This window comes from Novosphingobium sp. BL-S-24 (assembly GCF_055521575.1).
The window spans coordinates 916772-938833 of sequence record NZ_CM145487.1 but is presented as its reverse complement, the minus strand read 5'-3'; the positions used below and the strand labels follow the sequence as shown (position 1 = coordinate 938833).

At 62.5% G+C, this 22062-nt stretch carries 18 protein-coding genes; 9 read left to right on the top strand and 9 right to left on the bottom strand.

Features of this window, described 5'->3' with window-relative positions:
- Nucleotides 1-7: 7 nt before the first annotated feature.
- Nucleotides 8-1075: a YeiH family protein gene (locus ACZ1JM_RS04190; RefSeq protein ID WP_465131874.1), complete on the bottom strand. Its 1068-nt coding sequence runs from the start codon at nucleotides 1073-1075 to the stop codon at nucleotides 8-10.
- A gap of 167 nt (nucleotides 1076-1242) precedes the next feature.
- On the opposite strand from ACZ1JM_RS04190, the gene ACZ1JM_RS04185 reads away from it, so the two are divergent.
- Together ACZ1JM_RS04185 and ACZ1JM_RS04180 are read left to right on the top strand one after the other, a co-directional pair.
- Nucleotides 1243-2505: an MFS transporter gene (locus ACZ1JM_RS04185; protein ID WP_465131873.1), complete on the top strand. Its 1263-nt coding sequence runs from the start codon at nucleotides 1243-1245 to the stop codon at nucleotides 2503-2505.
- 157 nt (nucleotides 2506-2662) lie between these two features.
- Complete coding sequence (locus ACZ1JM_RS04180) at nucleotides 2663-3418, top strand: outer membrane beta-barrel protein (protein ID WP_465131872.1); 756 nt, start codon at nucleotides 2663-2665, stop codon at nucleotides 3416-3418.
- A 99-nt stretch (nucleotides 3419-3517) separates the two neighbouring features.
- Here the strand turns inward: ACZ1JM_RS04180 and ACZ1JM_RS04175 are convergent, their stop codons facing one another.
- The gene (locus ACZ1JM_RS04175) at nucleotides 3518-5776 is read right to left on the bottom strand and encodes a TonB-dependent receptor (protein ID WP_465131871.1); all 2259 of its coding nucleotides are present in this window, start codon (nucleotides 5774-5776) and stop codon (nucleotides 3518-3520) included.
- 220 nt (nucleotides 5777-5996) lie between these two features.
- On the opposite strand from ACZ1JM_RS04175, the gene ACZ1JM_RS04170 reads away from it, so the two are divergent.
- From ACZ1JM_RS04170 to ACZ1JM_RS04155, 4 genes are read left to right on the top strand one after another with little or no spacing between them, the layout of a single operon-like run.
- Nucleotides 5997-7991, top strand: a complete 1995-nt coding sequence (locus tag ACZ1JM_RS04170) for an alpha-glucosidase (protein WP_465131870.1) — start codon at nucleotides 5997-5999, stop codon at nucleotides 7989-7991.
- On the top strand, nucleotides 7988-9004 hold the full coding sequence (locus ACZ1JM_RS04165; protein ID WP_465131869.1) for a LacI family DNA-binding transcriptional regulator: 1017 nt from the start codon (nucleotides 7988-7990) through the stop codon (nucleotides 9002-9004). The genes ACZ1JM_RS04170 and ACZ1JM_RS04165 overlap by 4 nt, the downstream gene beginning before the upstream one ends.
- Before the next feature lie 11 nt (nucleotides 9005-9015).
- Nucleotides 9016-9924 carry an aldo/keto reductase gene (locus ACZ1JM_RS04160; protein ID WP_465131868.1) on the top strand — a complete coding sequence of 303 codons (909 nt, stop codon included), beginning with the start codon at nucleotides 9016-9018 and terminating at the stop codon, nucleotides 9922-9924.
- Entirely contained in the window at nucleotides 9921-10997 is a 1077-nt protein-coding gene (locus ACZ1JM_RS04155; protein ID WP_465131867.1) for an LLM class flavin-dependent oxidoreductase, read from the top strand. The genes ACZ1JM_RS04160 and ACZ1JM_RS04155 overlap by 4 nt, the downstream gene beginning before the upstream one ends.
- 49 nt (nucleotides 10998-11046) lie before the next feature.
- Here ACZ1JM_RS04155 and ACZ1JM_RS04150 read toward each other — a convergent pair whose 3' ends face one another.
- From ACZ1JM_RS04150 to ACZ1JM_RS04135, 4 genes are read right to left on the bottom strand one after another with little or no spacing between them, the layout of a single operon-like run.
- Entirely contained in the window at nucleotides 11047-11706 is a 660-nt protein-coding gene (locus ACZ1JM_RS04150) for a YjbE family putative metal transport protein (protein ID WP_465131866.1), read from the bottom strand.
- A gap of 52 nt (nucleotides 11707-11758) precedes the next feature.
- A complete protein-coding gene (locus tag ACZ1JM_RS04145; protein WP_465131865.1) occupies nucleotides 11759-13060 on the bottom strand; it encodes a CitMHS family transporter in 1302 nt (433 codons plus the stop codon).
- Nucleotides 13061-13088: 28 nt separating this feature from the next.
- A complete protein-coding gene (locus ACZ1JM_RS04140) occupies nucleotides 13089-14615 on the bottom strand; it encodes an OprO/OprP family phosphate-selective porin (RefSeq protein ID WP_465131864.1) in 1527 nt (508 codons plus the stop codon).
- Complete coding sequence (locus ACZ1JM_RS04135; protein ID WP_465131863.1) at nucleotides 14612-15718, bottom strand: ABC transporter substrate-binding protein; 1107 nt, start codon at nucleotides 15716-15718, stop codon at nucleotides 14612-14614. The genes ACZ1JM_RS04140 and ACZ1JM_RS04135 overlap by 4 nt, the downstream gene beginning before the upstream one ends.
- A gap of 109 nt (nucleotides 15719-15827) precedes the next feature.
- Here ACZ1JM_RS04135 and ACZ1JM_RS04130 point away from each other — a divergent pair, with 109 nt between their 5' ends.
- On the top strand, nucleotides 15828-16493 hold the full coding sequence (locus ACZ1JM_RS04130; RefSeq protein ID WP_465131862.1) for a response regulator: 666 nt from the start codon (nucleotides 15828-15830) through the stop codon (nucleotides 16491-16493).
- Entirely contained in the window at nucleotides 16490-17875 is a 1386-nt protein-coding gene (locus ACZ1JM_RS04125) for a sensor histidine kinase (RefSeq protein ID WP_465131861.1), read from the top strand. Before ACZ1JM_RS04130 ends, ACZ1JM_RS04125 begins: the two co-directional genes overlap by 4 nt.
- On the opposite strand, the gene ACZ1JM_RS04120 is transcribed toward ACZ1JM_RS04125, so the two are convergent.
- The 3 genes from ACZ1JM_RS04120 to ACZ1JM_RS04110 are packed head-to-tail and all read right to left on the bottom strand — an operon-like array spanning nucleotide 17872 to nucleotide 20229.
- Complete coding sequence (locus ACZ1JM_RS04120) at nucleotides 17872-18237, bottom strand: EthD domain-containing protein (protein ID WP_465131860.1); 366 nt, start codon at nucleotides 18235-18237, stop codon at nucleotides 17872-17874. The genes ACZ1JM_RS04125 and ACZ1JM_RS04120 overlap by 4 nt on opposite strands.
- Nucleotides 18234-19025, bottom strand: coding sequence for a sugar phosphate isomerase/epimerase family protein (locus ACZ1JM_RS04115; protein ID WP_465131859.1), 792 nt, complete (start codon nucleotides 19023-19025; stop codon nucleotides 18234-18236). The genes ACZ1JM_RS04120 and ACZ1JM_RS04115 overlap by 4 nt, the downstream gene beginning before the upstream one ends.
- A gap of 25 nt (nucleotides 19026-19050) precedes the next feature.
- Nucleotides 19051-20229 (bottom strand): aromatic ring-hydroxylating oxygenase subunit alpha, encoded by a 1179-nt coding sequence (locus ACZ1JM_RS04110; RefSeq protein ID WP_465131858.1) that lies wholly within the window; start codon nucleotides 20227-20229, stop codon nucleotides 19051-19053.
- A gap of 166 nt (nucleotides 20230-20395) precedes the next feature.
- Between ACZ1JM_RS04110 and ACZ1JM_RS04105 the strand changes: the two genes are divergently transcribed.
- Nucleotides 20396-22039: an AMP-binding protein gene (locus tag ACZ1JM_RS04105; RefSeq protein WP_465131857.1), complete on the top strand. Its 1644-nt coding sequence runs from the start codon at nucleotides 20396-20398 to the stop codon at nucleotides 22037-22039.
- The last annotated feature ends 23 nt before the right edge of the window (nucleotides 22040-22062 follow it).

Genomic DNA, 22062 nt, shown 5'->3' with positions numbered 1-22062 from the left:
CATTGTCTCACAAAATCAGCAGGCTGAAGGCAAGCGCCACCAGCAGGGACGCAGCGGTAGCGGCAACGACCGGCATTGCCGCACGCCAACCCATCTGCATAACAAGATCAAGTCGCGAACGCATGGCCGTGGCGGTTACCGCCAGCAGCAGCAGCGCTTTCGAAAGGGTCAGACTGGCATGCGCGACGAGCGGCGGCATGGTCACGAGCGAGTTGATCACCACCACCGCAAGGAACAGAGTGATGAACCAGGGCATGGCCAGCCGCTTGATCCAGTGTCGATCCGCACCGTCTTCATCGGCGATCAGCATCGACACGATGGCTACCACGGGCGCCAGCAGCGCCACGCGAGACAGCTTCACGATGGTCGCATAGCTGCCCGCGACGTCCGAATAGGCATACCCCCCGCCGATCGCCTGCGCGACATCATGAATGGACGCCCCGATCAGAAATCCAGCCTGACGGTCGTCAAGATGAAGCATACCGGCCAGCGGCGGGTAGAAAGACATCGCCAGAGCGCTCAGCAGCGAGATGACGACGAGTGTAAGCGCGAACTGCGCCTGGCTGACGCGCTTGGAACCCAGCACCCCAAACAAGGCCAGTGCGGCCGACGCACCACAGATTGCCGTCGCGCCCCCGGCCAGCAAGCCGATCGAGACCGTTTCGCCGTTAAAGCGCGCCACCAGCAACGCCGCGCCCATGGCAGCGGCCATGACGGCCAGCAGCGCTAGAAACGGAACCGGGCCGAGTCCGCCGATCTGGGCAATCGTCACCTGGGTTCCCAGCACGACGATGCCCCAGCGCAGGCACGCCTTGGAAGCAAAATCCAGGCCGGGGTGGGTTCGCGCTTCGCTGGTGACGAAATTGAGCGCCAGCCCGATAAGCAGGCCCATGAGGATGATGGGCGCACCGTAGTGCTCGGAAAGCCACGCCGCAGCGATGCTCGCGATGCCGCAAATGGCAAGACCCGGCCACAGGAGCTTCCAGCGGTCGAGCCGCGAAGGTCGGGGCGCGCCTTTCTCCATCTGGCTGAGAAAAAGCTCGCCATAAAGATCGCCGGCGTGTTCTGCGCTCACCTGTCTTCTTCTCCCATGAGCACCCGTCAGACTACAAAGATGCTTGCCGTATGTCCTGCGGTGTCATATCGACTTGTATGGCGATGCGCGCAATGGAGCAAGAGCTTTGCGCGAGAATGCCATGAATCGCTGCCTGATGAAGCGGCGGACAACGGGAGAGCCGGAGAATGACCATCCACCAAGCACCGGCACCAACTGTCGCGCATGCCGCCGATCCGGCGGTCGCGCGAGCGCAGAACGTCCTGATCGGCCTGATATTCCTGGCGACAGCGTTGAACTACGTCGATCGGCAGGTTTTGGCGCTTTTGAAGCCCATGCTGGAAGCGGAATTCAACTGGAGCGATCAACAGTTCGCGCATCTCGGGTCCATTTTCCAACTTTCGGCCGCCGCGTCCCTGCTAGGCGTTGGATGGTTCGTCGATCGCTTCGGGGTGCGGTTCGCCTACGGTTTCGCCGTGGCGGTTTGGAGCCTTGCCGGCATGGCCCACGCCTTGGCTGCCAGCGTGCAGCAGTTCGTGATCGCGCGGGCGGTTCTGGCGACGGCCGAATCGGTCAACACGCCCGCCGCCATGAAGACAGCTGCTGTCTACCTGACCACGCAACGCCGTTCGATCGGCATCGGCATCATCAATACCGCACCCAATATCGGTGCGATTCTAACACCCTTGCTGATCCCCCCCTTCGCCATCGCGTTCGGCTGGAAAGCTGCTTTTCTTGTTACCGGCGGCCTGGGTTTGCTCTGGCTGGTGGCATGGCAGCTCAACACCTCCAAGCTGACGCCGATCGCAGGACAGACCGCCACCACGCGCGGCAAAGTGGCGTGGGGCGCTATCCTTTCGGACCGCCGCAGCTGGACGGTGATCGGCGCGAAGGCCCTTACCGACCTCGTCTGGTGGTTCATCCTGTTCTGGACTCCTGACTTCTTCTCCCGTCAGTTCGGCCTGAGCCAAGGCGAGCTCGGCTGGCCGATCGCCGTGATCTTCACGCTGGCCGCATTGGGAGCCATCAGTTCCGGGGCGCTCTATCCCTCCTTGCTTCTGCGCGGGATTTCGATGAACGCCGCCCGGAAAGGTTCGATGCTGGCTTATGCATTGATCGTCCTGTTGCTGCCTCTGGCTTTGCTGGCCAGCAACCCGTGGGTCGCCGCGGTGTGCATCGGCCTTGGCCTGTTCGCGCACCAAGGGTTCTCGACCAATATTTTCGGCATGGCGACCGAGATCATCCCCTCCCGCCGCATGGCAACGGTCATCTCGCTGGGCGCGGTAGCCGGTAACCTGACGGGGACCGGCATTATCGAGTTCGCCGGATGGTCGCTCGATTCGGGCATGGGCTATGTCCCGCTCTTCGTCATCTGCGGATCGGCCTATCTTGTTGCGACGGCGTTCATCCACCTGATGCAGCCCAAGTTGGAGGTGGCCGATCCGGTCTGATCCTCGAAAAGACATTCGCTAAAATTTCGCAGATTTTGATTTCGCCTTCGCATCCCGAAAGTTGGTGATGCGAAGGCTTCCCCCGCTGCGGCAATGGCGTCCCCGATAAAAACGTGGGGGTCGCACCATTGTGTTCACTTTCTCAGAGGGGGAAATCATGAAGTACTTTATTGCTGTCGGACTGTTGGCATCTACATTCGCAACGTCTGCATATGCGCAGGACACGTCAGGATTTTCGGTCGCCTTGCGTACCGGTGTATCCGATCTCAACAATCCCGAATTCACGTTCACCGACAACGAAACCGACGATCGGTTGGACACCCGGCTTGAGACGAAGTCAGCCTGGCTGATCGCGGGCGAAATTGGTTATGATTTCGGACCCGTCCGGTTCGGCGTGGACCTCTCCTACTCCCGCAACAAGGTCCGTGGCATCCAGTTCCGCAGCGTGAACGGCACCGCCATTACCGCAGGTGATGTGGAGGACGTCGTCGATGCACTGGCAGAAGCAGGCATCATCGACCCAGAAGGTCTGGACGGAGCAGAGATCGACGGCACCACGATCCGTGCCACGAATGGATCGGTTGCAAAACTGCGTCAGGTCGGGGTCATGGCGAACCTGACCTATGACATTCCCGTAAGCGCGACGATCAGCCCTTACATCGGCGTCGGACTGGGTGCAGTCGGCACGCATGTAAAGGCGCTGGGCGAGGATGACGGGTCCATCCGGTTTGCCTGGCAGGCCCGCGCCGGTGTTGCATTCCGCCTGTCGCCTGCTGTCGCACTGACGGCGGACTACACGTATCGCCAGACCAGTGGCGGCAAACTGCAGTTCGGCGATGACGAGGACATTGGCTACCGCCTTGGCAAGACCAAGGCATCGCAGATCGCGGCAGGCGTGCGTTTCACGTTCTGAAGCGTTAGCCGTTTCCGGTAGGCAGCAAAAAACCCCCGGCGGGAGGAGATCGCCGGGGGTTTCGTTGCGGGCATCAGCCGAAGGTGCTTGCGCTCACCCTCAGTTGAAACGGGCCCGCAGATTGAGGCCTGCGTAACGGTCAGCATCGCGCGGAATCATCAGGCGCTGGCCGGCCGTTGTGTTGAGCAGCACGTAGCTGTCGTCTAGGATATTGCGCACCATGAAGGTCAGGCGATAGCGATCGTCCGGATCCGATACGCCGATGCTGGTGTTCCAGATGCCGTACGGATCGATCGGGCCGCTTTCGCCGAGATCGGAGAACTGCTTGCTGACATGGTGCCAGTCGCTTGTCAGGTACAGCTTCACCGGACCCAGTTCCGCGTCGTAATCGGCGCCGATGGTGTAGCTGAACTTGGGGGCCAGCGGCAGGCGTGTCCCGTCGCGGGCGTCAGGTGCGTTGGTCAGCGGGTTGGGGTTGAAACGGCGCACCTTGGCATCGGCATAAGCCGCGTTTGCACGGAACGTCAGGTTTTCGGTCGGCGCGAACGTCGCGTCGATTTCGAAGCCCTTGGACCGCACGGTGCCGGCGTTGGTCAGGTTGGTGACGACCGCGCCGTTCAGCAGAACGAAGTTGTTTGCCTGGAACCCCTTATAATCAACCAGGAACGCCGAGGCGTTGATCTGCACCTTGCGATCGAAGAACTGGCTCTTGAGACCTGCTTCGAAGCTGTTCGACTTTTCGGGGTCGATCGGGCTCGAGTTCGTAGGTGCGGTGTGGTTGAAGAATACGTTGAAGGCCGGCCCCTTGTAACCGCGGGTATAGCTTCCGTAGACCATCACGTCGTCCGCGACGTCATACTGCAGCACGGCCTTGCCCGAGAAGTTGCTGGCACTGGTGCTGCCGCGTGAGGTGTTGGTGCCGTTGCCGCCGTTGGCGATCAGGCCGCCAGCGCCAACGCCCGACAGACCGGCGCCGGTGGCCGGAAGCCCGGTAGCAGCGTTGATGGCAGGCGCGCGGGTGTGTGTGTATGTCACATCGTCATGCGTGAAGCGGCCGCCCAGGGTAGCGCGGAGCGACGGCGTGATTTCATATGTCGCCTGACCGAAGACAGCCCAGTTGCGGAACGACACGTCGCTGCGGGAAGTGGCGGTCGGGAACAGGGTGTTGACCGTGTCGGACAAGTTGCAAGGTCGGGCACCGCTGATCGCGTCGATCGGCGATGTCGACGTGGAGCAAGTGATGTCCGCGCGGGTGAAGTCCTGCGAGTTCTTCGAATACCACAGGAAGCCGCCGACCTGATACGTCAGGGGCTGGTTCTGCGGCGATGCGAGGCGAACTTCCGCCGAAACCTGATCGGTTTCAACGGTGCCACGGTCATGCAGCTGCGGCGTACCGACGATCGCGCGCGGGAGGAAGTCACCGTCGCGAATTTCGGTGTTGCGCCAGTTGCGATAGCCGGTGACGAGGCTGAAAGTGTGGTCAGCGAACGTGTCGATGTCCGCGCTCAGCGTGATGCTGTACTGACGATCGAGCGAACGGGTGATGAGGTTCTGATTCACGTCGCGCGTGTCTTCGCCGCGTGGAACAATGCCCAGCTCACCGTCAATCACTGCACCACGGGATACACCGGTGACTTCGGCGCAGCAGTCGTCGTTGGCCTTGAAATAGTCGGCGATGATGCGGAAGCGGCCGCCCTCACCATCATAATCGATCAGGCCGCGCGCACCGTAGTGCTCGTATCCATTGACTGTCTTGTCATAGAAGCGGTTCTTGATGTTACCGTCGAAGTTGCCATAGAAACCGGTAAGACGACCGGTCACGTCCTGGGCGATCGGCCCGGACAGGGTCATCTTCGCGCGGTATTCGTCGTCGGTCGTGCCCGATACGGTGGCTTCTGCTTCGAAGCTGTCAGTGCCGCCCTTGGAGACGATGTTTACCAGACCAGCAGAAGCGTTCTTGCCGAACAACGTGCCCTGAGGCCCGCGCAGTACTTCGAGGCGGTCGAAATCGACGAGGTCCAGGAACGACTGGCCCGAGCGGCTCAGCACGATCCCGTCGACAACGGTGGACACACTTGGCTCCGCCGCGATCGAGAAACTGATGGTTCCGACGCCACGCATGACGATGGCGCTGTTCGCGTTGGTCGTACCCTTGCGGAACGTGACTGACGGAACGATCGAGGTGATGTCTTCCAGGCTCTTGGCGCCTGCACGGTCCATGGCATCGCCGGTGACGGCGCTGATGGCGATCGGCACGTCCTGAATATTCTGCTCAACCTTTTGAGCAGTAACGACAATCTCGTCCACCTGGGCCTGGGCAGGCGTAGCCGACACAAATGCAAGAGCAGATGCGGACATCGCGAGCGCGGCGCGCTTTGCTATACGAGATGGCTGAGTTGCAATCATTACGTTTCCCCTCCTGGATCCGGATCGGCGCGAAGTTTTTCACCTCAGGTCGTCCTGTTGGTTGCCTGCCTCTTGATTGAGACTGTCATTTCTGTCAAGCGGTGTCATACGAGACAGGGCAATTGCGGCGCGGAGTGCTGCATCACAAGCACACTGTAGGGAGACCGGACCTTTGGCGCTGACGTTCACCATTCGCGACGACGGCTTTTCTTGCCATCTGGCGGATAAGGAAATTCTACGCAGCAGCGTCAGCGATCCCGCCATCTCGATCGCTCGCGGATCCGCGACGGTCGTGATGGTTCGCGGCAACTTCGACATCAAGGATGCGCCCAGCGACACACTCGCCTTGCCCTATGCGCGACTCGACGGTGAAGTTCTATTGCTTTGCGCTTTGCCCGATGGTGAGCCGGCCGCGCGATTGACGTCCGTGGGCGACGCGCTGTCGATCGAAACAATCGATGCGACATACGATCGCGTCTCGATCAACCTGTTGGCCCACCCGGGTGAACATGTCTGGGGCGGCGGGGAGCAGATGAGCTACCTCGACCTGTCGGGCCGTCGCTTTCCGATCTGGACGAGCGAGCCGGGAGTCGGCCGCGACAAGACGACCGAACTGACGCGCCTGATGGACGAGCAGGGCATGGCGGGCGGGGATTATTGGTGGACCAATTACCCGCAGCCGACGTTCCTGTCCTCTACTCTATACGCCTGCCACCTTGATAGCAGCGCGTACTCGGTCCTCGATTTCACCGATCCCTCGCGTCACCAGATAGAAGCATGGGAAGGCTCGTTCCGCCTGGAGTTCTTCGCAGCCGGGACGATTGCCGACCTTGTGGGCCTGCTGTCCACTCGTTTCGGACGCCAGCCGTCGTTGCCCGATTGGGCGATCGGCGGCGCCATCGTCGGCCTCAAGGAAGGTGAAGCCAGCTTCGCGCGGCTTGACCGGATCATCGATGCGGGCGCGGTCGTCAGCGGATTGTGGTGCGAGGACTGGATCGGAATCCGCCAGACCACCTTTGGCCGCCGTCTTTTCTGGGACTGGTCGTGGAACGAGGCGCGCTATCCCGATCTTCCCGCGCGCATTGCCGATCTGGCAGGCCGCGGCATTCGCTTCCTGGGCTATGTTAATCCCTACCTGGCGAATGACGGCGTTCAATATCAGGAGGCGCTCGCCGGGGGCCATCTGGCGCTGCGGCAGGATAGTGACGAGCCATACCTGGTCGATTTTGGCGAATTCGATTGCGGCGTCGTGGACTTCACCAATCCCGCCAGCCTCGATTGGTTTGCCGAACGCGTCATCGGTCAGGAGATGCTGGACTTCGGCCTTTCAGGCTGGATGGCTGATTTTGGTGAATACCTGCCGGTAGACCTTCGCCTGCACGACGGCAGCGATCCGATGCTGCTGCACAACCGCTGGCCGGTGCTGTGGGCGCAAGCGAACGCCCGCGCCATCGCATCGCGCGGCAAGACCGGCGAGGCCGTATTCTTCATGCGCGCCGGTTTTTCGGGCGTTCAGGCGCATTGTCCGCTGCTTTGGGCCGGCGACCAGTCGGTAGACTTCACCCGGCATGACGGCATCAACACCGTGATCACCGCTGCGCTTTCGGCCGGACTGGTCGGCAACGCCTATTCGCACAGCGATGTCGGCGGCTACACCAGCCTGCATGGCAATGTGCGGACGCCGGATCTGATCAAGCGCTGGTGCGAACTCGGCGCGTTTTCGCCGGTCATGCGCAGTCACGAAGGCAACCGCCCGGATGACAACCTGCAGATAGACTCCAGCGACGATCTGCTTGCCGCATTTGCCGCCATGTCGGGTGTGCACGCCAAATTGGCGCCCTATGTCCGCCACCTCTGCGAGGAAGCGGTCACGACGGGATTGCCGGCGCAGCGTCCGCTGTTCCTCCACTATTTCGATAAAGCGCTGTTCGGCGTGCAGGACCAGTATCTCTACGGCGCGGACGTGCTGGTCGCTCCCGTCGTGGAGGCGGATGCCATGGCGCGGTCGGTCATCCTGCCGGGGGATCAGCCGTGGCGACACGTTTGGTCCGGCAAGGACTTTGCGCCGGGAGCCCATAGGATCGAGGCACCGTATGGCCAGCCGCCCGTATTCTACCTGCCGTCCAGCCCCTTCGCCGCGTTGTTCGAGACGCTGAAAGCCGCATGACGGATCGCTCAAACATCAAAGACGTCTCCGCGTTGGCGGGCGTTTCGGTCAAGACGGTCAGCCGCGTGCTGAACGGGCACCGCTACGTCAGCGATGAAACCAAGGAACGCGTGGAAAAGGCCATGCGTGAACTGGATTTCCGGCCAAGCATCGCCGCGCGCATTTTGGCCGGGACGAAATCGCGCCAGATCGCCCTGATCTACGATAATCACAGCCCGTATTACATGAACCAGATCCAGATGGGGTGCTGGGAAGGATGCAACCAGGCTGGCCTGCGCCTGCTCGCGCAGCCGGTGGACGTGACCGATCCGACCGTCGGCGATCAGGTGCGCGGGCTGGTGACGGAAACCCATGTCGATGGCGTCATCCTCTCCTCGCCGGTGACCGACTGCGTGCCGGTGCTGGAAGCGCTGGACGGGATGGACATTCCGTTCGTGCGCATATCGCCGGGCACCAACCATGCAATGACATCGTCGGTCTTCATGGACGATGCGCAGGCCGCGGATGACATGACGACCTACCTCATCAACAAAGGTCACCGTATCATTGGCTTCGTGCGCGGGCATCCCAACCACATGGCGTCCGAAGAACGGCTGTTCGGCTATCGTCGCGCGCTGGATCGGGCGGGCATTTCGTTTGAGCCCGCGCTGGTTGCCCCCGGCGAATTCGATTTCGAAAGCGGTGTATCGGCCGCTCATGCGTTTCTCAATTCACCCCGCCGCCCTACCGCTATCTTCGCCAGCAACGATGACATGGCCGCCGGGATCCTTTCCGTCGCGCATGACATGGGTCTTTCGATACCGGCAGACCTGTCGGTCGCGGGGTTCGACGATACAACGCTGGCGCGGATGGTCTGGCCGCAACTGACCACCATCCATCAGCCCACCCGCGAACTTGCGCTGGCGGCCACGCAACTGCTGCTGGAAGGCATTCAACTCACGCACCGACGATTGCCGCACGATCTTGTCGAGCGGTCATCCGTCGCATCCATCAATCCCGATCTTCTCTCCTAACAGGACTATCCATGGACCTCCTCCCCCTTCCCGACGCCCGCCGCCCGCTGGGCAAAAGCGGCATCACCGTCTCGGCTCTGGCATGGGGCAACTGGCGCCTGTGCGGCGATGATGTCGGTGCGGTCGTCAAGCTGCTGCACTCTGCCCTGGACGCCGGGATCGACCTGATCGACACGGCTGACATCTACGGCCCGGACAACAACGAGGCGTTCGGCGCTTCGGAAAAGCTGCTCGGCCGCGCCCTTGCCACCGATCCATCGCTGCGCGACAAGTTCGTGATCGCCACCAAGGGCGGCATTTCGATGGGCGTTCCCTACGACTCCAGCGCCTCGTACCTGACATCGGCTATCGACGCTTCGCTGCAACGCCTGGGTACCGACCATGTCGAGCTATGGCAGATCCACCGTCCCGACATTCTGACGCACCCTTCGGAAATCGCAAAGGCCATCGACGAAGCCCATAAGGCGGGGAAAATCCGCAGCTTCGGCGTATCCAACTTCACCACCACCCAGATCGCGACGCTGCAGCAGTTCCTGTCGCTGCCGATCGTGTCCACCCAGCCGGAACTGTCCGCGCTGAAGCTGGCGCCCATCGAAAACGGCGAACTGGACCAGGCCATCGCCATGGACATGGCCGTTCTGGCTTGGTCTCCGCTGGGCGGCGGCCGACTGGCATCGCCTGCAGATGAGCGCGCCACCGCCGTCGCAGCGCTGCTGGACGAGGTTGCGAAGGAATTCAGCGTGTCCCGCACGGCGGCGGCCTACAGCTGGATCATGGCGCACCCCGCCCGTGTCATCCCCATCGTCGGATCACAAAAGGCCGACCGGATCGCCGAAGCGGCGGACGCACTGAAGGTCCGGTGGACCCGTGCCCGCTGGTACGCGGTACTGGTCGCATCGAAAGGAGAGCCCCTGCCATGAACGCGACTTCCGAAAAAACTTGCGAGGTAAGCTGGTTTTCGGCGCTGTGCGACGATGACTACGAATTCCTCGGCCAGCCGGACCCGATGCTGGCGGCCAGCTGGGAGCATTGCCGCAACATCGTGCTGCAGGCGGAAAAGGGCGGGTTCGACAATATCCTGCTCCCCTCCGGCTATGCGCTGGGCATCGATACGACGATGTTCGCAGGCGCCATCGCCCCGATGACCGAGACGATCCGCCTGCTTTGGGCGCTTCGCATGGGTGAGGACTGGCCGCCGCAACTGGCCCGCCGCATCGCCACGCTTGACCGCATCCTGGGCGGTCGCCTGACGGTGAACATCATTTCGTCGGACCTTCCCGGCGAAAAGCTGGACAGCCGCGCCCGCTACCAGCGCACGCTGGAAGTCATGCAGATCCTCAAGATCATGCTGGGCGGTGAGCACCTGAAGTACGAAGGCGAGTTCTACAAGCTCGACCTGCCGCCTGCCCGCATCTCCACCGTTTCGGGCAAATGTCCGCCGCTCTATTTCGGCGGCCTGTCCGAAGACGCGCGTGAAGCTGCGGCGCAGGGTTGCGACGTCTACCTGATGTGGCCCGACACGATGGACAAGGTGCGCGAAACGATCGCCGACATGACGGCGCGTGCTACCAGGCATGGCCGCACGTTGAAGTTCGGCTACCGCGCCCACGTGATCGTTCGTGAGACCGAGGATGAGGCACGGGCCTATGCCGATCGCTTGCTTTCCAAGCTGGACGACGATGCCGGTGAGGCGATCCGCAAGAAGTCGCTCGATAGCGCCAGCGTCGGCGTGACGCGGCAGGCCGAACTGCGCTCAGCCGCCGGTGGCGACGGTTTCGTCGAGGACAACCTGTGGACCGGCATCGGGCGTGCACGCTCCGGCTGCGGGGCGGCCATCGTCGGCAACCCGGATCAGGTTCTGGCCAAGCTGCGCGCGTATCAGGCCGAAGGCATCGATGCCTTCATCCTGTCGGGCTATCCTCATGCGGCAGAAGCGGACTTGTTCGCCCGCCACGTGCTGCCCCACATCGCCCACGCGCCGCTGACCCTGTAAGTATCGCGGACCGTCATCCCGGATCGCCCCGGGATGACGGTCCATCGCATCAGAACAGTACCAGCAATCCGCGCGACGGATCGACCAGACCTTCCCAGATCATCTTTCCGGCGACGTAGACGATCACCAGCAGGCCGACGTACGCCAACCAGCGATACCGCTCGATCACGCGGGCAAGGACGTTCGCGGCAAGCCCCATCAAAGCGACCGACAGGATCAGCCCGATGGCAAGAATGCCGGGATGATCGCGCGCTGCGCCAGCCACCGCCAGCACATTGTCCAGGCTCATGCTGACATCGGCAACGGCGACCGCCCATGCCGCAGCGGCAAAGCTGCGCGGCGCCGATTTCGCGAGCGTGGGGTCAGCCTCGCCGGATGCCTCGCCGCTGTCGGTGCGCAGTTCGCGCCACATCTTCCAGGCAACCCACACCAGCAGCAGCCCGCCCGCGAAGACCAGGCCGACGATCTGCAACAGCTGCGAAACGACCAGGGCGAACGCCACCCGCAGGACCAGCGCGGCGATGACGCCGATCATGATCACCTTGCGCCGCATGGCAGGCGGCAGACCGGCTGCCAAAGCGCCCACCACGATGGCGTTGTCGGCGGCAAGCATGATGTCGATCAGCACCACCTGCCCGAACGCGGCCATCGCGGATGGACTGCCGATGTTGGAAAAATCGGCAACGATGTGCTGCCACAGGTCATTCATTTGAGCATATTCCTTATTGGGCGATGCGGCGAATGCCGCATAGCGTCAGTCTTTAGCCGACGAACGGAAAAGCCAACACCAGCATACCCACGATCGTCATGACCAGGCAGCACAACGTTGCCGGGATCAATGTAAACCGCTGGTGATCCGCCAGATCCACACCGGCAAGGCTGACCAGCAGATACGTGGACGGCACCAGCGGGCTTAGCAGGTGAACTGGCTGGCCCATCAGTGAGGCGCGGGCGATCGCCATCGGCTCCACACCGTAATGCGCGCCCGCTTCCGCCAGGATCGGCAGCATTCCGAAGTAGAACGCGTCGTTGGAGATGAAGAACGTGAACGGCAGGCTGAGCAGCGCGGTGATCGGCGCCATGTACGGCCCCAGCACGGGCGGGATGAAATCGACGACCTGCTTGCTCATCGCTTCCACCATGCCGGTGCCCGAGAGAATGCCGGTGAAGATACCGGCCGCAAAGATCAGCGAGACGACCGCCAGCACGTTGCCGGCGTGGGCACTGATGCGCTCCTTTTGCTCGGCGACGTGCGGATAGTTGGCGATCATGGCGATGGCGAAAGCCAGCATCATCAGGATCGGCAGCGGCAGCACACCCCATACCAGCAGCACCAGCAGCGCCACTACCAGAATGGCGTTGAACCAGATCATCCGGGGGCGGCGGGCCTCGGGATATTGGGAAACGGCCAGATCGCTGGCCTCGATCTGCGAAGGCGTTTCGACCTTGCCGATGCGGTGGCGTTCCTTGCGACCGAAATGGACGGCCAGCAGGATCAGGAACACAAGCCCCGCGATCATGCCCGGGATCAGGGGCACGAACAGTTCCGCCGGGTCCAGCTTGAGCGCGCTGGCGGCCCGCGCGGTGGGACCGCCCCATGGCGTCAGGTTCATGACTCCGCTCGTCACCATCAGCAGGCAAACAAGGTACAGCCGGTTCATGTCATACCGCTTGTACAGCGGCAGCATGGCCGCCATCGTGATGATGTAGGTGGTGGACCCGTCCCCATCGAGGCTGACGAGAGCGCACAGCACCACCGACCCGATGAGGATCAGCATGGGATCGCCGTGAACCAGCCGGATCAGCTTGCCGACCAGCGGGTCGAACAGGCCGGTATCCGTCATCGTGCTGAAGAACAGGATGGCAAACAGCAGCATGACGCCGGTCGGCGCCAGCTTTTGCAGTCCGTCGATCATCATGTCTCCCAGCCCGGCGCTGAAGCCGGACAGGAGCGCGAAAACGGTGGGGACCACGATCAGCGCGACCAGCGGCGTCATCCGCTTGGTCATGATCAGCGTCATGAATGTGGCCACCATCAGGAAGCCGATCAGGGCAAGACTCATGTTCGTCCTTCGGTATCGTTGGTGGGGGTCAGAACGTCACGCCGACGCGCGCGGAGAGCGTCTGGCCATCGTCCTTGCCGGTGTAGGGTCCGGCGGCGTTATCGGTGTTCCAGTGGATCGCGTTGACCTGGAAGCGGGTGAAACTGTTGAGGTACCAGTTGACGCCCAGCGTCGCGGCCCAGCCTTTCGCGCCAAGCGCGATGTCGTCGAATTCCAGGTTTTCGTAGCGAGCGGTCAGCTCGATTGCGCCGGGGCCGCCTTCGAAGATCGGGCGCAGGACCTTGGGTTGGCCGAAGCTGCCAAGGCGCGGGTTGTAGGGGGGCAGATCGCCGGTCAGGAACCAGCCGCCCGACAAGCTCCAGGCGCGGGTAACGAAATCGGGCTGTCCGCTGTCCAGCCGAGCATGGCGCTGGCCCGCTTCGGCCATGACCCAGAGCGGGCCGGAATAGCCGCCCACTTCAATGCCGTAGCCCGTCGTGCCCGTTCCGCCGATGATCGGGCCAGTGGACAACCGCAGCGCGCCATTGAAGCGGCCGCCGATGACGGTGTTGCGGGTGAGCGTGTTCTTGCCGGGGTTCAGTGCCTCGTCGAAGCCCCAGATGCCGAGGTGGAGGACCTGGCGATCGTTCTTGATCGGGTTCCAGTGCGCGCGGGCCAACACGGTCCGATTGTCGGAGCTGGACTGATCGCCGTCGATACGATCGCCCGTCACCGTCAGCGATGCATGGCCGGTCTTCCAGAACAGGCGAGGCATGATGCCAAGGCCGTAGAACGCACGCTGCGGAATGATCGCCGTGGCGACCACGGTGCGTTCCAGGAACGGCGTGGAGTCCGATCCGGTCGACCCTTCGAAACTGCGGTCGTTGAACAAGTGGCCGATGCGAACGTCGTAATCCATGCCGGGCGCGATGCGGTTGCGCCAGCCCATGAAGGCGGTGACGACGTCCACCTCGTTCTCGGAAAAGTCGCTTTCGAACTGGTAGAAGAAGTGCGTGCCGACGGTGCCTTCCAGGCCCATGCGCAGGGCGCGCATGCCGGTGGTCGTGATATTGCGCCCGTCGTAGCGCGAACCCATCGTGCTGCTGACATCGGTGATGATGCGCCCGCGCGGCTTGAAGCTGAACACCCCGTCGGCGGAGTGGAAGACCGGAAGGCCCTGCCCCCATTCGGTGCTCACGCCCGACGCGGTGACGGCGGCGGCGCGCACCCGCTCGATATCACGCTCCGCAGGACCTGGTGGCAGAAGCTGGGCAGCATAAGGCTGAGTCCCGGCTCTGGAGGTCGATGGCGCAGGGGCAGGGGCGGGGGCAGGGGCGGGGGCGGGCGTCGGCTGCACCGGATCCTGCGCGGCCAGAACAGGCGCTGAAGGCGATGGCGCGGCTGCTACGGTGCGTTCCGCCTCAAGCCGGTCCACCCGCTGGCGCAGCGATGCGATTTCAGCCGCCTGAGCGCGGACGAGGTCTGCCAGTTCGTCGCGAGTGGGTGCCTGCGCCAATGCGGGGGTCGCGGCAATCAGCGCCAGCGCAGCCGTGCCGGTCGATAGGTATCGGGTCATCGAGAGGTCGTTCCGGAGGCGAGGATCGCGTTCCAGTTGCGCAAGAAACGCTCACGGGTCAGGCGATCGAGGTTGACGAGAAGTTGAGGCCCAACGCGCACCACGCGCCCCTGCCCGGCAGGAAGACGGCGCACTTGGCCATTGGCGGGAATGTCGCTGCGCACCGGCCACAGGCTGTGCTGGGCCAGCTGGGTCTGTCCGGCGCGGGACAGCAGGAAATCAAGGAACAAACGCGCCGCCGCCGGATGCCGGGCTTCGCGGGAGATAAACGCGATGCGTGACGTCACTAGCGTGTAATCACTGGGAAACACCACACCCAGGTTCGGTTCACGCCGGGCGCGTTCCAGCGCATAGGACCCGATCACGTTGTACGCGATGGCCAGCTTGCCTGACGCCACGCCCGACAGCATCGGCTGCGTACTGGTTTCCAGCACCGGGCGGGTAGCGGCGATCGCTTCCATCAGGCTTCGCGTATCGCGGGTGGTCTGGAAATCCTGCGACAGATAGAGATAGCCCGTGTTCGACCGAGCGGGATCGAACGTCGCCACCTTTCCGATGAACGCCTCGCGGTTTTTCCGCAGCAGTGTTTCCAGATCCTGATGGCTGCGAGGGACCTGCCCGGCCCGCACGAGCTTGCGATTGTAGACGATGCCGATCGGCTCGGCCGTGACGCCAAAGCCCATGTTCTTCCACACGGCGGACGCGGGCAGCGCCGGCTTTTCCGGGCTGGCGTACTGCTGGGCATATCCATCGTTGATCAGCTTGATCTGCAAGTCCATCGCCGATGACCACACGATATCTGCGGAATACTGCCTTGCGCGCGTCTCGCGGGTGAAACGCTGGTACATCTGCGTCGAACCAAGATCGGCGTAAAAGACCTTTATGCCGGGATAGCGGCGTTTGAATTCAGCGACGACGGGGACCAGTTCCGCCCGGTCGGCATTGGCGTAGATGCGCACGCGCCCTTCGGCCTGTGCCGCCTCGATGGTCTGGTCGTAGGAGCGCGGATAACCGGCCGGGCGCGGAACCGATCCGGTCGGCTGCGCTGCGCCTGGTGCCGCAAGCAGCATGGCGATTGCCAGAAGAGGGATGGAGATGCGCATTTCGGTTCCTCTCGCTTTCCGCCTCGAATGTCGGATAAGCTGCGAGCATGGATTACCCGCGCAACCTGTCATTCACCTTTCACGGCTTTCGGCTCGGGAATTCCCATCCATGCGCATTCTGATCGTGGAAGACGATGCGGCTCTGGCGCGCGGCATCCTGTCCCTGCTGCGAGCGGCAGGGCACGCAGTGGATCATATCGGCGGCGGCGAAGAGGCACTGTCGGTCCTTGCTACCGAGCCGTATTCATTGGTCATTCTTGATGTTGGCTTGCCCGATATCGACGGTTTCGACCTGCTCGCCCGCCTGCGCAAACGCGGCGATCAGGTACAGGTCCTGATGCTTACTGCACGCGATGGCCTGGACGATCGCGTGCGTGGCCTTGATCTTGGCGCTGACGATTATTTGCGCAAACCGTTCGAGGTGGAGGAACTGGAAGCGCGGGTGCGGGCGCTGGGCCGCCGGCGTGGAGGTGACGCGGCGCCGGAGCTGCACATCGGTTCGATGACCATCAATCGTTCCACCGGCCGGGTGGAAGTGGCCGGGCGGCCGATCGACCTGCGTCGCCGCGAATGGTCGGTGCTGGAAGCGCTGGCGTCACGCGCCGGGCAGATCGTCTCGCGCGAGACATTGCAGGCCGAAGTGTTCGGGTTCGATGATCCCGTCGGCTCGAATGCCTTGGAAGTGAACGTCACGCGCCTGCGCAGCAAGCTGGCACCCGATGGCCCGGCGATACGCACCGTGCGCGGAGTCGGATACATGCTCGACCGCGCATGACGAACAACACCGCGAGCCGCAGCGCCGTGTCCATGCGCTTCCGCCTGCTGGCGGCAATGATGGGTCCGCTGGTGATCCCGGCGCTGGCGCTGGGCCTGATCGGCTGGGTGCTGATTTCCGACGTCGTCCGTCGCACCAGCGACCGCGTGCTGGGCGGGGCGCTGGGCGCGATCGCGGAAACCGTTCAGGTGGAGCGCGGGGAAGTGACGCTGGACCTGCCGCCCGCCGCGTTTGGGATGCTGGAAAACAGCGAGCGCGATAACGTCTATTATCGCATCGCCGTAGGCGGCCGCATGCTGACGGGCTATCCTGACTTGCCCGCGCCGGACGTAAACGTCCTGTCGCCCGACCAGCCGCGTTTTCGCTTTTCGAAATACCGCGGCCAGCCCATCCGCATCGCCGAAATCCGCCGCGACCTGCCGCGCGTCGCCGCGCCGGTCGTGGTGCAGGTGGCCGAAACGCTGGACAATCGGCGCGCGCTGGAGCGCGGGTTGATGACCGCGCTGCTCATCGGTGAATGCGTACTCGTGGGCATCGTCCTCCTCCTCATCAGGCCCGCCCTGCAGTGGAGCCTGCGCCCGCTGGCCGAGCTGCGCACCGTCATCGAAGCGCGTGACACCCGCGCCGCGCCGGACCTGTCTCCGCTGGATACCGGCCCGCTCCCGGCCGAACTGCAGCCCCTGTCACGCTCGTTCAATCGCCTGCTTGCTCGACTCGACCTCGCGACGACGGGCATGCGCCGCTTCACGGCCGACGCATCTCATCAGATGCGCACCCCGTTATCCGTGCTGAAAGTGCAGGTAGCCCTTGCCCGGCGCGGCTCTGGCGAAGCGCTGGTCGAGATCGAGGAAGCGACGGACCGCCTGGAGCGTCTGCTCACCCAGTTGCTGGCTCTCGCCCGCGCGGACGAGGCCGGAAAGCAGCCTCCGTTCGAGCACGTCGACCTTCGCGAGGTCAGCCAGCGAGTCATATCCCGGCGCATCCGGCAGGCTATCGCCGCTGACGTGGAACTGCTGCTGGACAGTGATGAAAGCACTGCCCCGCATATCCTCGGGCACCGCACGCTGGTGTACGAAATGCTGTCCAATCTGGTGGACAATGCCATTCGCTACAATCGGCGCGGTGGTCTGGTTACGATCGCCATCGATGCCGATCACCGTCAGGTTCGGCTATCGGTCACCGATAACGGGCCGGGCATTCCCGAGGCGCACCGCGAATTGGCGCTGGCGCGTTTTGCCCGGCTGCAGGGCGAACAGGGTCCGCCCGGGAGTGGTCTGGGCCTGGCCATCGTCCAGGCGGTGGTCGACAGATTGGACGCTCGATTGGATCTGGCCGATGCAGCACCCGGGTTACGGGTGACTGTCAGCTTCCCGCCAGCTTAGGCTCCCGCTGGCGGCGTCATCTGCGATCCGCATTCGGTGACGCTGAAGGTCCGGTTCCGGCTGCGGTCGAACAGCTTTTCCTCATCCTCGACGATCATCGCCATCGTCACCGGATCGCCGAGCGAGACAAAACAGGCATCGCGCGTGGCCTCATCCGGAAAATCGATCTCCATCACCACGTCGTAGTCGAACGAATGGTCAATGCCGTCCATCGGCGACAGGAAGCGGCGGACATAGCGCGTGGCATAGCCTGACAGGACAGCTTCCCCTATCTTGCGATGTGTCCCTTCGTAGTAGGCGCGAAAATCCTGCACACTCATGCCGGAACGGCGCTTGAGGAGGGTGATGACGGTAACGGTCACGCCAACTGCTCCATCCAGCCGCGCGTCGCGTCCAGCACGGCCTTGGCTCGCAAGGCAGGATGGGAAAACGCCTCACGCAGCGCCGCCGATCGCATCTCAATCGAAAGGGGAATATCGCGAGGCATGGCCGCAAGCATGGCAGCCAGCGGCAGCACCCCCTCCCCCGGATGTTCGCGCAAGTCGATCGCGTCGGTGATCACCGCGTGGAAGTCATTCGGATCAGGCCTCACGCCGCGCGCATCGCAGAACTGGGCGTACGGCAGCAAGGCCGGATCGATCGCGGCGATCTGGTCCACCGTCGTGCCGGATCGGTCGACATGGATCGGATCGATCAGCACCGCCCGCAGCGGATGGCCGACCTCGTCAAGGACGGCCAGCGCCTGGGTCAGGTTCTTCACCTCGGTAAACACCCCGAATTCCAGCGCCACCCGCATCCCCGATCCTTCCGCATGGCGACATAGAGTGGTCAGTTGATCAATCGTCTGCTGCCGGTCGGGATGGGACGATACGCAAAGGACGTTGGCGGCACCCAGTTGCGCCCCCACGTCCAGCACGCGGCGATGATCGTCCAGCGTGGTGTCAGGCCGGATCCACACGACCTCCACATCCAGAACAGGCATCCCGGTACGCTCAAGCGCATTCTTGGTGTCGCTCGTGTGTTTCTCTGTCCACTCTTTAGGATCGATCCAGAGCCCCACCGCATCGAAACCGCACGCAGACCCCGCTTCGACAACGTCAACAGCGGAAAATTCAGGCAAAACACCCGACGCCAAAGACAATTTGTGCATCAACGACCCTTCCCTGCCACCCCGATCACATTGTCGGCTGGGGCAAGGAGGCATCGTCCTGCAAATACCAGTTCAGCCACTCGTGAAAATACTGATTCCCCCGCTCGTTCTGGCCGAAGACTAAGTCATCATGAGCGCCCGATTCCAAGCCTTTCTGGATCTCGAGGCCGATCACGTAGTCTTCCTCATAGGTCACGTCGCGAAAGAAGTTCATCGCCGCTTCCGCCGCTTCCCGGTCCGCATCATCCTTGATCGGATCACGGCGCAGGTAATTCAGGACCGTCCGGTTCCGATCGGGCGTCGGTCCAGGAAAAAGCTGCGCGACTTGCGTGATTTCAGGCGCGATGAAGATCGACACGTTGGGAAAGAAGATGCGCACGAAGTCATAGCCGTAGTTTTCCCGGCTGCCCCATTCGTCACGGGGCACATCCTTCAATTGCTCGGCAATGGTGTGCTGCGGGAAACCGATGCGGATATTTGGCCCGAATCCTTCGTAATGGGTGCAATTCGATGGCGTTCTCGGGAAGATCGTCTCGGGATGGAGGGACTTGAAATGATACCCTTCCAGATATCCGTCAAATGCGATCTTCCAGTTGGCGCCCTCAATGGTCCGATTGCCAAGGTAGGTCCAATTCGCGAAGTCAAGCGCTTCGAAATCCTCAAGATAGCCCTTGAAATAGTTATCGAGATCAATCGGTGCATTGGGCGTGAGGCACACGAAGATCATTCCGCCCCGTTCCTCGCAAGGAAGCTCGCGAAGGCCCATGCTCGCCTTGTCCACCTGACCGAAGGTGCTCTGCTCGGAGATGCCGATCAGCTTGCCGTCAGCGCCATACGTCCACGAATGGTACTTGCAGGTAAAACGCGAGCAATTGCCAGTGCCTTCCGGCGCAACCGGCGCCCCGCGATGCGAACACACATTGAGAAAAGCCCGGACCTTGCCCTGCTTGTCCCGGTTGATCAGCACCGGCGAGCCTACCGCATCCATCGCCTTGAAATCGCCGGGATTGGGAAGTTCCGCCGTGAACGCCAGCATCAGCGGCACGCGCTTGAACACCAGTTCCATCTCGGCTTTGAACTGATCCTTGTCGGTATAGCTGCTGGTCGGCACGCGAAGCGGCTTGTCCGTCTGATACGTCTTTTTATTCTCTACATAGTCGAGCATGATCTCGGCCACGTCGCCAATGCGCTTTACGCGTTCCACGGTCTTCTCCCGGATAGACTTATGGTGTGATCCTGATGGACCCGTGCGTCGGGTACAAGCTGCGCAAGGTAATAGGCGACAACGATTCAATTCAGGAGGCGACCTTTTTATGCCTTGGCATTTTCGCCAGTTGGCCTGCCTCCGGTTACAGAGCACTCAGGTATTCATGATGGAGAGAAAAAGCCCCGCCTGGGCATGGCTGGAAACGCAACCCGGGCAATTGCCGCAACATCTGGCCGCTTATGCCGGCTCAGGACTGTGGGACGAGCGCACCATCGCCCAGCAGGCAGATGAAGCGGCAAATGCCGACCCCAACTTTGTCGCCCTTATCGACGGCGAGTTCAGCGTGACGCGCTCCGACGCGGTCCGGGATGCAGAGGCGCTGAGCGCCGCTATGTATTCCCGCGGACTGCGCCCGGGCGACGTGGTTGCGTTCCAGGTTCCGAACTGGTGGGAAGCCATGGTCATCAACCTGGCTGCGGCAATGTCCGGCCTCGTCATCAATCCGATCGTTCCGATCTATCGCGACCATGAAGTTTCCCTGATGCTTGCCGATTGCGGGGCACGCGCGATTTTCGTTGCATCGAGCTTCCGCCGTTTCGATTACGCAGCGATGGCCCGGCGGCTGCAAGAAAGCCTCCCCGATCTGCAACACGTATTTACAGTACGCGGCGAAGGAGATGACGATTTCACCTCGCTCGTTGCCGAAGGACGCGCTCTGTCTTTCGCTCGTCCTGCCGTTGATCCCCTGGGCGTCAAGATGGTGCTCTACACCTCGGGGACGACCGGGCGGCCAAAGGGCGTGCTTCACAGCCATGTGTCCATCGCCCGGATCGTTCGTGAAAGCGGCGCGTACTGGGGGCTAACGGCGGGCGAAACCACACTGATGCCCTCGCCCGTTACCCATGTATCGGGTTACGCCAATGGACTGGAAGCGCCATTTCTGTGCGGGACGCGCACAGTACTGATGGAAAGCTGGAATTCCGCCGAAGCGCTTGCTCTGATCGATCGTTACCAAGCCGTCGGCACTGTAGCCGCCACTCCGTTCCTGGTGGAACTCGCCGCGGCTGCGAGGGAAAGCGGTAATCGTCTGCCGTCTTTCCGTTACTTCGCCTGTGGCGGTGCGGCGGTTCCGTCCGACCTGATTCCAGCCGCCAACGCCGCGTTCGACCATTGCCGCGCCTTTCGCGTGTTTGGCTCATCGGAAGTGCCGCTGGTGACCTTCGGCTGGCCCAATGTCGAGGCTTTGGCTGCGTCGACCGATGGCGCGATCGTGGATTATCAGGTCCGCATCGTTGATCATGATGATCACGACCTGCCGGATGGCCAGGAAGGCGAGATTCTGGCGCGAGGTCCCGGCATGATGCTGGGGTATGCTGATGAAGTACAAACGCGAGAGGCGATCACGCCGGAAGGGTTTTTCCGTACCGGTGATCTCGGCGTTCGTTCACCGGACGGCGCAATTACCATTACGGGGCGCAAGAAAGACCTGATTATTCGTGGCGGCGAAAACCTTTCGGCCAAGGAGATCGAGGACGTTCTGCATACCCACCCGGGCGTGCGGGAAGCGGCGGTCGTCGCGATGCCGCACGAACGTCTTGGCGAAGGCGTCTGCGCCTACATCATCGCCCAAGGCGATCGACCTGCCCCGGAAATGCTGGCCGCACACGTGGCCGACAGCGGGCTGGCCCGTCAGAAGATTCCCGAGCGTTTCGAATTTCGCGCTGATTTTCCACGCACCGCCTCCGGCAAAGTACGCAAGGATCTGCTGCGCGCCGATGTGAAGGGACTAATGCAGGCCGACGCCTGACGGTTTCAGTTCGGCGGACAGAA